The organism is Mycobacterium sp. RTGN6, from assembly GCF_033804605.1.
Classification (GTDB): domain Bacteria; phylum Actinomycetota; class Actinomycetes; order Mycobacteriales; family Mycobacteriaceae; genus Mycobacterium.
The window spans coordinates 761,000-775,749 of sequence record NZ_JAPZKZ010000002.1 but is presented as its reverse complement, the minus strand read 5'-3'; the positions used below and the strand labels follow the sequence as shown (position 1 = coordinate 775,749).

The window sequence follows — 14,750 nt, the reverse complement described above, 5'->3', positions numbered from 1 at the left end:
CGAACGGGATGGCGGCAACTCCGCTCCCGTCGACCGCTAGGCAGCCTTCGCCCAACGCGCGCACACGAAGTCCCCGTTGCGCCCGACCTCGGTGAGCTTCCACTCCGACCGAACCGGTAGCACCCGCGCGCCCTTGCCCAGCGAGCACGGCGCGTACGTCACGATCATCTCGTCGACCAGTCCGGCCGCCACGAACTGCGCCGCCACGTCGCCGCCCCCGACGAGCCAAACGTCCTTGCCATCGGCCGCCTCGATCAGTTTGGGCTGGAGCTCCGCGACGTCACCGTGAAACGTGTGCACCGGATGCCCGTCGGCGATGAGCTGCGGGCGGCTGGTCAGCACCCAACTCGGCTGCTCGTACATCCAGTCACCCGGCTGGTTCGCCACGATCCACTCGTACGTCGCCGAGCCCATTACCAGTGCGCCAACGGATTTCACGAACGCCTGGTAGCCGAACTGCCCATCGGCGTCCACGTCGCGGGATATCAACCAATCCAGACTGTCGGCCTCGTCGACGATGAATCCGTCCAAGCTCGACGCGGTGAAATACACACAGGCCATTTCAATTTCCTCTCATCCAATCCAGCGGGTCGCCCCGTTTGGGGTGCACACCGTGGCGGGCAAGCATGGTGCGAACCAGTTCCCGCCGATGCGCCGAAAACGTGAGTACGTGGGCGACGATCCCGTACAACTGAAACGACTCGGGCGGGTCGCACAACGCGTCGATGACGGTGTCGCCCAGCCGGCCCTGCTCGGTGTGGTCGGTGATCATCGCGGTCCAGCTGGCCGCGACGGCGCGGTGGTCGTCGGCCAGTTGGGCCGCCTCGCGAACACCGCCAAGCTCGGGTTGGTCCCGACCCTCGATGCTGGCCAGCCACACCTGCTTGGACCACACGACCGCGCCGAGCACCGCACCGACGCTAGGCTCCTCGCCGTCCCACTCCAGCACTATCTGTCCGGGTGAGATCGGTTGTGCCCATTGCTCTTCAGTGAGCAATGCGGCTTGGTCGATGAGGTAGGCGGTGTCGGCGACGTCGTGGGCCACCATCAGCTGGGAGACGTCCGGCGGCGTACCGTCGCCCTCCTGCCGCAACCACAAGGACTCCGGCGGATGGAAGTGCAGACCGTTCGGTGCGTCCAACCAGAAGTCGACGTCGGCGGCCTGGGACGGCGGGACGCCGTACGCGCGCCGGAACGCACGGGAGAACACCTCGGGTGACGACCAGCCCTCGTCCGCGGCGACGGCGGCGACACCCTGACCGCCCTGCAGCCGCCGGGCCGCCCGCTCGAGCATCACGCGGCGACGCAGCGCGGCGGGCGGTTCCCCGGTGAGCCGGCTGACCTGGCGCGAGAAGTGGAACTCGGAGGCGAAACTGCTGCGCGCCATGTCGGCGACGTCGGAGTTGTCGGCGGCGACGACCGCATCGAGTAGCTCCCGCAGGCGGTCCCGCCGCGGTGCGCTTGGTTGATCGCTCACAGTGATCGAGTATCGCTTCAACGCGTGCCAAGGAACATGACGATTCCTGCGCTCACTACACTCAGCTGCCCAGTGACCGAATACGACTCGCTGCGCGCCAACGACGCCGAGCTGGCCGATCTCCGATCGGCCATCCGGGCCTTCCTGGCGACCGATCGCGACCGGCATGGCTGGGCGCCCGCGGTCGACTGCTGGCTCTCGCGGTGGGACGCCGACTTCAGCATCCGGCTCGCCGACGCCGGCTTCGTCGGCCTGACCATCCCCACCGAGTACGGCGGCCGCGGCCTTGGCTACCTGCACCGCTACGTGGTGACAGAGGAGTTGTTGGTTCACGGCGCGCCGGTGGGCGCGCACTGGATCGCCGACCGCCAGGTGGCGCCCGCGCTGCTCGCGTACGGCACCGAGGCGCAGCGCCGTCGGCTGCTGCCCCTCATCGCCGAGGGCCGCCTGTACTCGGCGATCGGGATGAGCGAACACGGTGCGGGCTCCGATCTCGCCGCCGTGGCGACCCGCGCCACCAGAGTCGACGACGGATGGCGCTTGTCCGGGACGAAGGTGTGGACCAGCGGGGCGCACCTCGCCCATCAGGTCGTCGTGCTGGCCCGGACCAGCCCGCTCGATCCCGATCATCGTCACGCCGGCTTCAGCCAGTTCATCGTGCCGACCGACGCCGCGGGGGTGACGGTGAGCCCGATCCTCCTGATGAACGGTGAGCACCACTTCAACGAGGTGCTCTACGACGGCGTCGCGTTAACCGACGACGACGTCCTCGGCGAGGTCGGCAACGGCTGGCACCAGGTGACCTCCGAGCTCGGGTTCGAACGCAGCGGGCCCGAACGCATCCTGTCCACGGCCACAATGCTTTTCGACGTGATCCGCACGCTGGGACGACAGGGCGACGCAGATGCACCAGCGGTCGCGGCGGGCGACCTCGTCGCCCGAATGTGTTCACTGCGCCAACTGTCGATATCCGTGGCGCGTGCACTCACGGACGGGCACGACGCCGCGTCGCGGGCCGCGCTGGTCAAGGACCTCGGCACCCGCTTCGAGCAGGACTCTGTCGAGGTGGCCGCCGACCTAATCGACCACGTCGACGCGGGGTCACCCGATGCTGGGCGACTCCGCGATCTGCTCGACACGGCGCGCGTGCACTCTCCGCTGTTCACGCTGCGCGGCGGAACCAACGAAGTGCTGCGCGGCGTCGTCGCAAAGAACGTGGGGCGCGACACTGCGAGCGCGCCGACCGACGAACTGAGCCAGCTCGTCGACGACGTCGGCCGCCGCTCGTTCGAATCCGGAGGCCAACGCGGCCTGCCGAATGCCTTCGACGCGCAGTTGTGGCACACGCTCGAGGACACCGGGTTGAGCCGACTGACCACCGCCGAAGGGGCCGGTGTGCGGGAATCTGCCATCGTGCTCGGCGGGCTCGCGCGCTGGGCCGGCGCGGTGCCCGTGGCCGAAACCGACGTCCTCGCAGGGTGGTTGGCGACGCGCGCCGGACTCGACGTGCCCACCTCCGGCCCACTGACCGTCGCGCTCGCCGATGCCGTGTCGGCTGGCGGTCGAATCGTCGGCACGGCGACCGGTGTGCCGTGGCCCCGCTGCGGGCCGGTGCTGCTCGCCGCCCGCACCGGCGAGTCCACCTGCGTGACATGGATTTCCGAGCCCGACGTGATCGAGAGCCACGGCCCGGCCGGCGAACCCCGCGGGTCCATCACGTTCGACGTCGCCGCCAACGACCTCGTCGCGCTCCCCGCTTCTGTCGGTGACGAACTCGTACGCCGCGGCGCGTGGGCCCGCTGCGTGCAGATCGTCGGCGCGTTCGAGGCGGCCACCGAGCTCACCGCCGCGCATACCCGGGAGCGCGTGCAGTTCGGCCGCCCGCTGATCGCGTTCCAGGCCGTCGCCCACTCCCTGGCCGGGATGGCCGGTGAGCTCGAACGGGCCCGTGCGGCAGCGGCTTTAGCGACGGCAGCAGCGGCCGACTTCGGCTTCGACAGCCCGCAGGCGGACTACGCGATCACGGTGGCGAAGGTCGCAGTGGGCCGAGCCGTCGGTCCGGTGAGCACCATCGCGCACCAGCTTCACGGGGCGATCGGCGTGACCATGGAGCATCCGCTGTGGTTGGCGACGATGCGGGCCCGAAGCTGGGCCGACGAATTCGGCACGACGGGGTACCACGCGCGCAGGCTCGGTGAGCAGGCGCTGGCCGCCGACGATCCGTGGGCGTTGGTCATCGGGCCTTAGTCAGGCGTCGAGCACTTGTGCCACCCTAGCCTCCACAACGCTACGCTCACCCAGGTCGTCGACGTCGATGCCGAAGCGCTCCCCGAGCACCTCGAGCACTTCGGCCGCGGTCTCGAAGCGGATCTTCTCGCTGCCGTCCCTGCCGTGGATCGCGAGGTTTCGGCCGCGCAGGTTGTATCGGGCCTCGTCGGTGACCAGCGCCACGCTCAGGCCGGTCACGAACGTCGACGCGGGATGCGTTGACACATACCAACTTCCGACCTCCAGATCGATGCGGGGCCGAGGGATCGTGGTGAACAGGTACAGCGGCAGCCACTGCTCGCGCACCTGAGTCTCAAGCACCAGCTCGTCGCCGCGGTCGACGATGCGGTACGGCTCGTGCCGGGTCTGCTGTACGAGCCCAGGGATCAGCCGGATCGGTGACGACAGCGTCTGCCCGCCGAACCCGACGTCGACCAGAAAGCGCTCCGCATCGTCGGGCACCGTCACGGCGAGCACGTTGTGGGTCATCGCGGGCAGCGCAGCATCCGGCCCGAGCATCCACACCACCCGCCCGGAGATCCGCTCGACGCCGAAACCCAGCGCGTCGAGTACGTAGCCGACGAGCCCGTTGTGCTCGTAGCAGTAGCCACCCCGTCGGCGTTCGACGAGCTTCTCGGAGAGCACCGCGGGCCCGAGGTCGTCGACCGGTACACCCATGAGCGGATCGAGGTTCTCGAACGGGATGGTGCGGCCGTGCGCGGCGACCAACCCGTGCAGGAGCTCCTCGGTCGGCGCGGTCGGGCCGTCGTATCCGATGCGCGTGAAGTAGTTGGTCGGGTTGAGCGATGAAGGCACCTGAGTCATGTCGCCCATGCTCCGACCTAAAGCGCGGTTTTGGTCAAACTCACACGGAATCTGTGACACCGACAACTGCGGCTGCGTCCGATGTTGGGCAGTATTGAACTCGTGTCCAAATTGTCGTTAGCGAAAGTTACTTCCTTTGGAGTGGCGCTGATTGCCGCGACGATGTCGCTCACGCCCCCCGTGGCCTCGGCTTCGTCCCCGATGCCGTTGTCGGCCAAGTGGCGCGCCTGCGACTTCAGTCAGGCTAAGTGGGTGGATGCGGCGGGATACGCCAGACCCGTCGCCTACGTCGGCCCAGCCGGTGACGGCAGCGTGGTCGCGAAGGTCGACATGGCGACCGCCCTGCCCAACACGTCGTACGCCGTGCGCGTCATCCAGTCGCCCCGGGCATCCATCGGCTGCGCGCCAGGCGACCCCGGCGTCATCACCGGGAGCCTGACGACCGACGGTGCCGGCGCGGGGTCGGTGACCCTGCAGGGGCCCGTGGCGTCCGGCAAGACCGGAGCGTGGGTCATCGTCGAACGGGCCGCGTCAAACTCGCAAACACCCGCCGAGTTCTACACCTCGGAGTTCATCGCCTCGATCTAGGCGTTGGACTTTACCCAGGAATTTCCCAGATATCTTGATGCGTCCACGTTTGCTCTGCTAAATTTCCGCCGAAGTCGCAGGCTGCGGCCGGTAAAGGAGCAATGGCATGTCCCATCGGTGGATCGTCGCGATAGTCGCAGCCGGCGCGCTGCTGTTGTCTGGCTGCGGCAGCGACAAGGTGGTGATCACCACGCCGACGGCAAAGACCAAAGCGTCGGAGTCGAAGAGCGAGTCGTCCGAAGCGGAGACCACTGAGGAAGAGCCCTCCACCGAGGCCGCGCCAGGGGAAACGCTCGATCCGAGCGCCTGCGCCGACTTGTACAGCGCCAAGCTCGACCTGATTCTGGCGGGCAACGCCGAGGAGGCCCAACCGGCGGCCGACGCCCTTTCGAAGTTCGACCCGCCCGCCGACGTTCAAGAGGCGATCGATCACTTCGTCGAGGTCGGAGGCGTGCAGTTCGACGACCCGGACTACAACGAGATGAACGGCCGCATCGACGAATGGTCCGCCGCCGTCTGCCCGCAGTAGCCCGCGGCGAACACGGGATTTCCCAGCCAGCGCCAACCCCGGTACCCTAAAACTAGAACACGTTCCAATTTTGCCTAGGGGGAGCCGTGGCCAACGCCGATCGTGAACCATCGGAAGTCACCAAGTGGGATCCGGGCCTGACCGAGAAGGTCATGGGCCTGATCCGCCCGCTGATCAAGGGCTACCACCGCGCGGAGGTCCGCGGCCTCGACAACATCCCGCCGGGAGGCGTGCTCGTCGTCTCCAACCACTCGGGCGGATTGTTCGCGATGGACGTCCCCGTGTTCGCGACCGACTTCTACGAGAAGTACGGCTACGACCGGCCCGCCTACACGCTCGGCTTCGACCTGATCTTCGTCGGGCCCACGTCTGACTTCTTCAAGAAGACCGGGTTCATCCCCGCCAACCACGAGAACGCCGACGAGGCGCTGCGCACAGGTGGCGTCGTCATCGTGTTCCCCGGCGGTGACTACGACGTCTACCGACCGACGACGTCGCGGAACACCATCGACTTCGGCGGCCGCACCGGCTACGTGCGGGCCGCGCTCAACGCCGGGGTGCCAATCGTACCGTCGGTGTCGATCGGCGGACAGGAAAGCCAGCTGTACCTGAGCCGCGGAACGGCCGTCGCCAAGGCGCTGCGGCTGGACAAGCTGTTCCGCGCGAAGATCCTGCCGATCTCGTTCGGCTTCCCCTTCGGACTCAGTGCCGTACTGCCCGTGAACGTTCCGCTGCCCACCAAGATCGTCACCCAGGTACTGCCGCCCATCGACATCGTCGCCGAGTTCGGCGAGGACCCCGACGTCGACGAGGTCGACGCCCACGTCCGCCACGTCATGCAGCAGGCGCTCGACGAGCTCGCCAAGGAACGCAAGCTGCCGGTACTCGGCTGATCATGGAGCTCACCGACCGGCTCACCGGCGCGTTCGGCTTGGTTACCACCATGGTGCGGGCAGGCGTCATCGCGCCGCTGCGGCCCGACAAGTACGTGCGCATCGCCGCCGCCATGGCACGCGAACACATGGGCATCACTTCGGGTTTCGCCGCCGCCGCACAGCGCTGCCCCGACCGCCTCGGCCTCGTCGACGAGCTCGGCGCGCTCACGTTCCGCGAGGTCGACCAGCGTAGCGACGCCTTCGCCGCCGCGTTGCAGGCGTTGCCCGACGGACCGCCCGACGTGGTCGCCATCATGGCCCGCAATCATCGCGGTTTCGTCGAGGCGCTCATCGCGTCCAACCGGATCGGCGCCGACGTGCTGCTGCTCAACACGTCGTTCGCGGGACCCGCACTGGCCGAAGTGATTTCGCGTGAGGGCGCGGGCAAGTCAGTCGCCGTGGTCTACGACGAGGAGTTCACCCCGACGGTCGACCGCGCGTTGGCCGACGCCCCGGAGTCCGTGCGCATCGTGGCGTGGACCGACACGGGAGGCCACGAGTTCACCGTCGAGCAGATGATCGCCACACACTCCGGCGCGCAACCCGTGCGGGTAGGCGAGAAGTCCAAGGTGATCCTGCTGACGTCGGGCACCACCGGAACACCCAAGGGCGCCAAGCACTCTGGCGGCGGACCCGAGACGTTGAAGGCGATCCTCGACCGGACGCCGTGGCGCACCGAGGAGGTCACCGTCGTCGTCGCGCCGATGTTCCACGCCTGGGGCTTCTCCCAGCTGGCGTTCGCCGCATCAATGGCGTGCACCGTCGTCACCCGCCGCAAGTTCGACCCAGAAGCCACCCTCGCGCTCATCGACACCCACCGCGCCACCGGGCTCTGCGTCGTCCCGGTGATGTTCGACCGCATCATGGATCTGCCCGACGCCGTTCGAAACCGATACAGCGGCAAGACGTTACGCTTCGCCGCCGCCTCGGGTTCGCGCATGCGGCCCGACGTCGTCACCACGTTCATGGACCAGTTCGGGGACGTCATCTACAACAACTACAACGCCACCGAGGCGGGCATGATCGCGACGGCCACCCCGGCGGATCTGCGCGCGGCCCCCGACACGGCTGGGCGGCCCGCGGAGGGCACCGACGTCCGGATCCTCGACGCCGACTTCGGCGAGCTGCCGACCGGCGAGGTGGGCACCATCTACGTGCGCAACTCCACCCAGTTCGACGGCTACACCGGAGGCGCCGCCGAGAAAGGTAAAGCCTTTCACGACGGTTACATGCATTCGGGCGACGTCGGATACCTCGACGCCGAGGGCCGGCTGTTCGTGGTGGGCCGCGACGACGAGATGATCGTCTCCGGCGGCGAGAACGTCTACCCGATCGAGGTGGAGAAGACGCTCGCGGCGCACCCCGAGGTGGCCGAGGCCGCGGTGCTCGGCGTCGACGACGAGCAGTACGGGCAGCGGCTCGCGGCGTTCGTCGTCCTGGCCGACGGCTCGTCGGCGACGCCAGACGCATTGAAGGCCCACGTGCGCGAGAACCTCGCGAACTACAAGGTGCCGCGGTCGATCATCGTGCTAGGCGAGTTGCCACGCGGCAGCACTGGCAAGATCCTTCGGCGTGAGCTTGCCGAACTTCAGGCCGACGGCGATGGGGCGTAGGGCGCGCCGGCGCTACCCCCTGCTGCGGGCCACCGCCGAACTCGTCAACGCGGCCAACTCCTACGCGCCGCTGCGCAGGCAGGGCTACGCCACGCTGCCGGTGTTCGCGTTCGGCTGGCCGAGCAGCGAGGCGGCTCCGGTGGTCATCGGCGCCTCGGTACTCGATGCGGCCCGGCGCGGGCTGCGCGGCGACTTCACCGGAGTGCGTGGCCGGAGCGCGCTGGCGCTCACGGTGCTCAGCTGGGGCGTGCTCGGATTCGTCTATCGACGCGCCATGCAGTCGCGGCCGCACTTCGAGGAGCCGTTGCGCGCGACGCTGGGCGAGAACTACGAGGCGGTGGCGGAGCAGGAACGGCGGCGACGGCGGGGCGGCGTCATCCGCACGGCATGGACACGGCGTGCGTACGTCAAGAAGGCCGACACCGTGCGCTACGGCCCTCACCGCGCCAACGTCGCCGACATCTGGCACCGCGCTGAGCTGCCCCTCGACGGCAAGGCGCCCGTGCTGCTGCAGGTTCCCGGCGGGGCCTGGGCGATCGGGATGCGCCGCCCGCAGGCCTACCCGCTGCTGAGCCACTTCGCCGAGCGTGGCTGGATCTGCGTGTCGATCGCGTACCGGGTCAGTCCCCGCAACACCTGGCCCGCGCACATCGTCGACGTGAAGCGGGCGCTGGCGTGGGTCAAGGAGCACATCGCCGAGTACGGCGGCGACCCCGACTTCGTGGCCATCACCGGCGGATCGGCGGGCGGACACCTAACCGCGCTCGCGGCGCTCACGCCGAACGAACCGGAATGGCAGCCCGGGTTCGAGGACGCCGACACCTCAGTAGTCGCGGCGGTGCCGATCTACGGCCGCTACGACTGGTTCAGCACCGAGGGCGACGGACGCCCCGAGTTCATCTCGATCCTGCAGCGCTACATCGTGAAGAAGCGCTTCAAGGAGAACCGCCAGGTGTTCCTCGACGCGTCTCCCATCACGAAGGTCCGCCCGGACGCTCCGCCGTTCTTCGTGCTCCATGGTGTGAACGACACGATCATTCCGGTGGGCGAGGGGCGCGCGTTCGCTGAAGCGCTCGAGGAGAAGTCGGACCAACCGGTCGTCTACTCCGAGATTCCGCACGCCCAGCACGCCTTCGACTTCTTCGGCTCCCCCCACGGGCACTTCACCGCCATCGCCGTGCAGCACTTCCTCGACTGGGTGAAAGCCACCCGGGGCTGACCGATTCTCGCGACGACGGTCAGTTCCAGCTATCTACCACCTGAGGTTGGTCGAACGCTCCCACGGTGACCCGACGGGGCGCCTCGCTCAGGTTCGGGTATTTGCCCTACCTGCAGCTCGACACTTGAATCCGGGTCGCTCACCGCGTATACCGCACGCTGAGGCATCGACTGGTCCCGCGAGTCGAGGTCATTGAGGCCGGGATGCTGATTTTGCCGCCAGGGGGACCCGACGTTGGGTGGCGAGCCTCGACCAGGAGCCGCATGATCATTGCGTGCACCTGGAGAGCTACCACCGCCTATCCTGATGGGGCTCTAGTGACGGCGCCACCGCGGCGCTAGGTTCGTCGCTGGGTAGTCAGAAGCGGGGGTGCCGTGCGCGACGCGATCAACGACATCGGCGTTCTGCGTTCGGTGCTCGATCGGTCAACCGACATGATCGCCGTGTGTGAGCTGTCCGGACGAATTCTTCACGTCAATCCGGCTGGTCTGGCGCTGGTCGGGTTGGCCGAACTGCCGGTGGACCAGCCCGTGTCGATGGCGGACGTTTTGAGCCACTCCGGGCGCGAAATGGCGGGCGAGGCCAAGTTCGCACTGCGCCGCACTAGGGAGTGGCGCGGGCTCACCGAGTTGACGCACTTCGTCACCAAGCAACCGATCCCGGTGGAGATCGCAGCGTTCATCGTCGACCGCGGCCCGCGTGAGCCGAGTGTCATCGTGTCGGTCGTGCGGGATCGCGGTGATCGGCATGACCAACTTCAGTGGGAAGCCGTTGTCGAAGCGTCGGAATACCGGGCCGCCGAGCAGCAGGCAGTCGCCGAGTTGAGCAAATTAGCCCTCGACGGCGAGCTCGACCAACTACTCGACGCAGCAACCATGGCAGCGTCGAAGCTGATGGGGGTGCACCGATCGATGATCACCCGCCCAATCGAGGGCGATGACGACAGCATTGCGCTGCTCGGATTCACGGGTCAGTTTCCGCGCCCATCCACCCTGCCAGCCGGCACCCAGTCACTGATGGGATACACGCTGATCACCAACACTGTGGTTGTCTGCGAAGACCGAGACAAGGAAACCCGATTCTCGACCGCGGCAATGGCCAGCTACGGCTTCCGCAGCGGCGTGTGCGTACCGATTCCGGGCGCGGAAGGACCGTGGGGTGCGCTGTCGGTGCACAGCAACGACAACCGGGTCTACAACGATCGTGACGTGTCCTTTCTGCAGACTGTCGCCAGTGTGCTCTCCGCAGCGATTCGTCGACTCGACCTCGACCGGCTGCTCCACGAGCGCAGCATGCACGACCCCCTCACGGGCCTGCCCAATCGAACACTGGCCTATGAACGCATCGAACAGGCCCTGGCCCGCGCAGAACGTGACGACACCTCGATGGCGGTGCTACTGCTCGACATCGATGATTTCAAGATCATCAACGACAGTCTCGGGCACGAAGCAGGAGACCGCGCGTTGGTGCGGTTCTCCGGCCGGCTCGCCGCCGCCGCGCGGCCACAGGACACCGTTGCCCGCGTTGGCGGCGACGAATTCCTCATCATTTCCGAACACATCAGCGGCATCGACCAGGCACAGCAATTGGCGCATGCGCTGACCGCGTCGATCAACACCCCGCACGCGCCGGGATACGAACCGACACCGCTGAGCGCAAGCATCGGCATCGCCGTCTCTGACCCGAGTTCCACCCGCCAGGAACTCATCCGCCGCGCCGATCTGGCGATGTATCGGGCCAAGGACACCGGCACCGGAGGCCACGCCATCTTCGATCGGGACGACCTGTACGACGCAGACCGAACTCGTCGCCTGTCCATGGACCTGCGCGCGGCACTGGGTCGAGACGAACTGAATCTGCGGTATCAACCCCTGGTCGACATCGCCACTAGGGAGATCGTGGCCATGGAAGCACTCGCCCGATGGACCCACCCCACCCTCGGCGTGATCGACCCGATCGAGTTCGTCGCCGCCGCCGAACGCACCGGTCTGGTGGGCGATCTCGGCGAATGGGCGCTGCGCACCGCCTGCGCGCAGGCCGCCGTGTGGCGAACATTCACCGACGTAGGCGTACGCGTCAACATCAGCGCGCTACAGCTGCGAGACGGCGCGTTTGCGGGGAAAGTTGCCGCCGTTTTGGCGGCGACGGGACTCGACCCCGCGGCGTTGGGACTGGAAATCACCGAGACCGTCTGGGTCGCCGACACTGCTCGAGTGGCAGGCACCCTCGCCGCGCTGCACCAGATGGGGGTCGGCATTTCGCTTGACGACTTGGGCAGCGGATACAGCTCCATCTCCTACCTGAACCGTTACCCGGTCTTCGAGTGCTTCAAAATCGACAAGTCGTACATCGAGGACCTCCCTGCCGCTCGGGCGAAGGCCATCATCGTCGCGATTGTGATGCTCGCTCGCGCTTTCGATCTCACCGTCGTCGGTGAGGGAGTCGAGACCGTCGAACAACTCGAGACCCTGCAGGCATGCGGATGCGACCTTGCCCAAGGATTCCTGCTCGGCAGGCCGATGACCGCCGAACAGGCCACCGCCGAACTACGTCAACGAGCGCACGCCTGACGTAGCCTACTCCGCCATGGCAGTTTCGACGACGGTCAACTTATCGGAAAGTCCTGCAGCACGCCGGATTTCGATGAATGCATCGCGCATCGCGTCGATGAGCTCGTGCGAGTCCTCCAACGTGGCACCGTCGGAGAGCACGGAGACGTTGAGTTGGTCGACGTAGCTCCACACCGTGATGTTGAGCCCGCTGCCCGTGGTGAGCGGCCCCACCGAGTAGATCTCGGTGACAAGCGCGCCGCCGACGCGGCCGGGCTCGCGCGGGCCAGGCACGTTGGAGATCGGTAGGTTCAGCACCTTGTTCTGACCGTCTTTGCCTGCGAGCCAACGGAACAACGCCTCGGCAGGAGCGGGTGGAAAGTACGCCGACCATCGGCTGACCAGTTCCGGGCCCATGAGGTGATGGGTCTCCTTGGCATCCACCGCGGCGTCGTGCACGGCTTGCACGCAGGCCAGCGGATCGTCGAGCTGAATCGGCACCACCATCATGACGCCCGAGAAGCGGTTGCCCGAGATGCGCTCCCGCGAGAAGTCGAAACTCACTGGGACGGAAGCCAACAGCGGGTGATCGGCGTGGCCGTCGTACTTGAGCGACAAGGTTCGCAGTGCCCCGGCCGATATCGCAAGCACCATGTCGTTGATGGTCACGCTCAGATGCTTGGCCGTCTCCTTGACGTCCGCGAGCGCCAGCGTCGTCGTCGCGAACTTCCGTTGTCCGTCCACCATGTGGTTCATGAAGCTCGGCGGCGGGGTGAACGGCCGGGTGAGATCAGGCGACAGCTTCTTGGAGCTCTTGCGCACCCGGTTGATTCCCTTGGCGGTGTAGCCCATCACGCCGGGCAGCCTGCCGATCTGGCGCATGTGGTCGGCGAACGCGGTGCGCACCAACTCGGGTCGGGTGGGCGCGGGATCGGTTGCGTAGGAGTCGCGGTCGTCGGGGCCGGCCTGCAGGTCCATGCCACGGGCCAGCAGATTCGCCGACGCCACGCCATCGGCGAGCGCGTGGTGGATCTTGCCGAGCACCGCGATCCGGCCATTGGCCAAACCCTCGATGAAGTACATCTCCCACAGCGGGCGGCTGCGGTCCAGCGGGGTACTGGCGATCTTGCCGACGGCATCGTCGAGTTCCCGCCTGCCACCTGGCGCGTCGACCCGGTACGCGCGCACGTGGTAGTCGAGGTCGACCTCGCAGTTCTCCCGCCACATCGGATGGTGGAACTTGAACGGGATGTCGACGAGTTCGTAGCGGAACGGGTCGAGTTTGTGGAGCCTGCCGTGGATGACGTGGCGAAACTCGTCGACGCCGAACTGCCTGCCCTTGAGCTCGGAGATGTCGATGACCGCAAGCTTCAGGGTGTGCATGTGCACCGTCGGCGTCTCGCTGTACAGCAGTACGGCGTCCCAGCCGCTGAGCCTCTTCACACCTGACCTCCTCCCGGAGGCCTATATAACCTGCTTCGACCCCACCAGAGTCTGATTTCGGTGAACCTGGTTGAGGAACAACCCGATTGCGGTGGCCGCCGATCCGGTACGCGCCCCGTCGGTCATGTCGAAGCCGTGCCCTGCGCCCGGCAGTTCGGCGTAGCTGACCACCGACCGCGACACGCCTTGCAGCTTCTCGACGAAGTCGCGGGCCTGTTGTACTGGGATGACGGTGTCGCCCGAGCCGTGCACCACCAGGAACGGCGGTGCGTCGGCGCGCGTGCGTGCGATCGGCGAGGCCTTGCGGAAGAGCTCCGGGCGCTTGGTGATCTTGCGCTTCACCACGACGCGCTCGAGGAAGTCGACGAACCGCGCCCGCTCGACCGTGGAGCGGTCCTCCCAGTCGTAGCGGCCATAGATGCCGACGACCGCGTCCACCGAGGTGTCCGAGCCCTCCGGCAGTGGGGTGTCGTACTCGGTGTCGTTGGGTGTCAGGCCGGCCAGCGCTGCCAGGTGTCCGCCGGCCGACGTGCCTGCGATGGCCACGAAGTCGCGGTCACCGCCGAACTTGTCGACGTTGGCCCGAGCCCAGGCGATCGCGGTCTTGACGTCGGTGATGTGTTGGGGCCATGCGTGATTCGGCGCCACCCGGTAGTCGATCGACAGGCAGACCCAACCCAGCTCCGCCATGTGCGACATCAGGGCGTAGCCCTGCAGGATCCGGCCGCCGTGCACCCACGCGCCGCCCGGCACGAAGATCATCACCGGCGCGGGCTGCGCCGGTAGTTCCTTTGGCCGCCACACGTCGAGCAGCTGTGACGGATGGTCGCCGTACCGGACCGAACTCCGATACACGTTGCGGCGATGCTCGAACGCCTTCCACACCGGAGGGGTGGAGTCGGGCGCCGGCCACTCGATGTCGAGCGCCTCGGGGGACACGACGCCGCGCAGCGCGGATTGCACGACCTCGTTGGTCTTGTCGCGGTCGCGCTTGCGCACCTCGCCGATTCCCGGCGTGAACCAGGACTTGACTGCCGCGCCGAGAAAGTCGGGCATGTGGCGCACGCCCCAGATGCCCATGGCGGTGGCGCCGCCGAGCGGCTCGAGGTGCTTGCCGATCACGGGCAGCGACGTCGACGCGACGCTGAGCGCCAGCAGGTAGTCCGACGGACTCGCATCCAGCAACCACTTCGCGCGGGTGGCCAAGGTCGGTCCGGGGTACCGGGTGTCCGGTCGAGCCGTCATCGCGCGAGCGTACCTCGGTTACTGACGGGTAAGCGACAATCTGGGCAAGTTGTCTACCC

General features: G+C 67.3%; 12 protein-coding genes and 1 pseudogene. 8 read left to right on the top strand and 5 right to left on the bottom strand.

The window, feature by feature from the left end:
* Positions 1 to 36 precede the first annotated feature (36 nt).
* Both SLQ33_RS07785 and SLQ33_RS07780 read right to left on the bottom strand, forming a co-directional pair.
* Positions 37 to 561 (bottom strand): dihydrofolate reductase family protein, encoded by a 525-nt coding sequence (locus tag SLQ33_RS07785; protein ID WP_319453210.1) that lies wholly within the window; start codon positions 559 to 561, stop codon positions 37 to 39.
* Between the two features lies 1 nt (position 562).
* The gene (locus tag SLQ33_RS07780) at positions 563 to 1,477 is read right to left on the bottom strand and encodes an AraC family transcriptional regulator (RefSeq protein ID WP_319453209.1); all 915 of its coding nucleotides are present in this window, start codon (positions 1,475 to 1,477) and stop codon (positions 563 to 565) included.
* A gap of 72 nt (positions 1,478 to 1,549) precedes the next feature.
* Here SLQ33_RS07780 and SLQ33_RS07775 point away from each other — a divergent pair.
* Both SLQ33_RS07775 and SLQ33_RS07770 read left to right on the top strand, forming a co-directional pair.
* Positions 1,550 to 2,698, top strand: a pseudogene (locus tag SLQ33_RS07775) (acyl-CoA dehydrogenase family protein); the annotation flags it as partial.
* Positions 2,693 to 3,724, top strand: a complete 1,032-nt coding sequence (locus SLQ33_RS07770; protein ID WP_319453288.1) for an acyl-CoA dehydrogenase family protein — start codon at positions 2,693 to 2,695, stop codon at positions 3,722 to 3,724. The pseudogene SLQ33_RS07775 and the gene SLQ33_RS07770, both read left to right, overlap by 6 nt.
* Here the strand turns inward: SLQ33_RS07770 and SLQ33_RS07765 are convergent, their stop codons facing one another.
* The gene (locus tag SLQ33_RS07765; protein ID WP_319453208.1) at positions 3,725 to 4,579 is read right to left on the bottom strand and encodes an arylamine N-acetyltransferase; all 855 of its coding nucleotides are present in this window, start codon (positions 4,577 to 4,579) and stop codon (positions 3,725 to 3,727) included.
* A gap of 243 nt (positions 4,580 to 4,822) precedes the next feature.
* Between SLQ33_RS07765 and SLQ33_RS07760 the strand changes: the two genes are divergently transcribed.
* The 6 genes from SLQ33_RS07760 (at position 4,823) to SLQ33_RS07735 (ending at position 12,024) form a co-directional block, all read left to right on the top strand.
* The gene (locus tag SLQ33_RS07760; protein WP_319453207.1) at positions 4,823 to 5,158 is read left to right on the top strand and encodes a hypothetical protein; all 336 of its coding nucleotides are present in this window, start codon (positions 4,823 to 4,825) and stop codon (positions 5,156 to 5,158) included.
* Positions 5,159 to 5,264: 106 nt separating this feature from the next.
* Positions 5,265 to 5,687 (top strand): hypothetical protein, encoded by a 423-nt coding sequence (locus SLQ33_RS07755; RefSeq protein ID WP_319453206.1) that lies wholly within the window; start codon positions 5,265 to 5,267, stop codon positions 5,685 to 5,687.
* Between the two features lie 152 nt (positions 5,688 to 5,839).
* A complete protein-coding gene (locus tag SLQ33_RS07750) occupies positions 5,840 to 6,580 on the top strand; it encodes a lysophospholipid acyltransferase family protein (RefSeq protein ID WP_413467608.1) in 741 nt (246 codons plus the stop codon).
* A gap of 2 nt (positions 6,581 to 6,582) precedes the next feature.
* Positions 6,583 to 8,235, top strand: a complete 1,653-nt coding sequence (gene fadD12, locus SLQ33_RS07745) for an acyl-CoA ligase FadD12 (protein WP_319453204.1) — start codon at positions 6,583 to 6,585, stop codon at positions 8,233 to 8,235.
* Complete coding sequence (locus SLQ33_RS07740; protein WP_319453287.1) at positions 8,225 to 9,454, top strand: alpha/beta hydrolase; 1,230 nt, start codon at positions 8,225 to 8,227, stop codon at positions 9,452 to 9,454. Before fadD12 ends, SLQ33_RS07740 begins: the two co-directional genes overlap by 11 nt.
* Positions 9,455 to 9,828: 374 nt before the next feature.
* Entirely contained in the window at positions 9,829 to 12,024 is a 2,196-nt protein-coding gene (locus SLQ33_RS07735) for an EAL domain-containing protein (RefSeq protein WP_319453203.1), read from the top strand.
* A gap of 6 nt (positions 12,025 to 12,030) precedes the next feature.
* Here the strand turns inward: SLQ33_RS07735 and SLQ33_RS07730 are convergent, their stop codons facing one another.
* The gene (locus SLQ33_RS07730; RefSeq protein ID WP_319453202.1) at positions 12,031 to 13,446 is read right to left on the bottom strand and encodes a wax ester/triacylglycerol synthase family O-acyltransferase; all 1,416 of its coding nucleotides are present in this window, start codon (positions 13,444 to 13,446) and stop codon (positions 12,031 to 12,033) included.
* 21 nt (positions 13,447 to 13,467) lie between these two features.
* Positions 13,468 to 14,691 (bottom strand): alpha/beta hydrolase, encoded by a 1,224-nt coding sequence (locus SLQ33_RS07725; RefSeq protein WP_319453201.1) that lies wholly within the window; start codon positions 14,689 to 14,691, stop codon positions 13,468 to 13,470.
* Positions 14,692 to 14,750 lie beyond the last annotated feature (59 nt).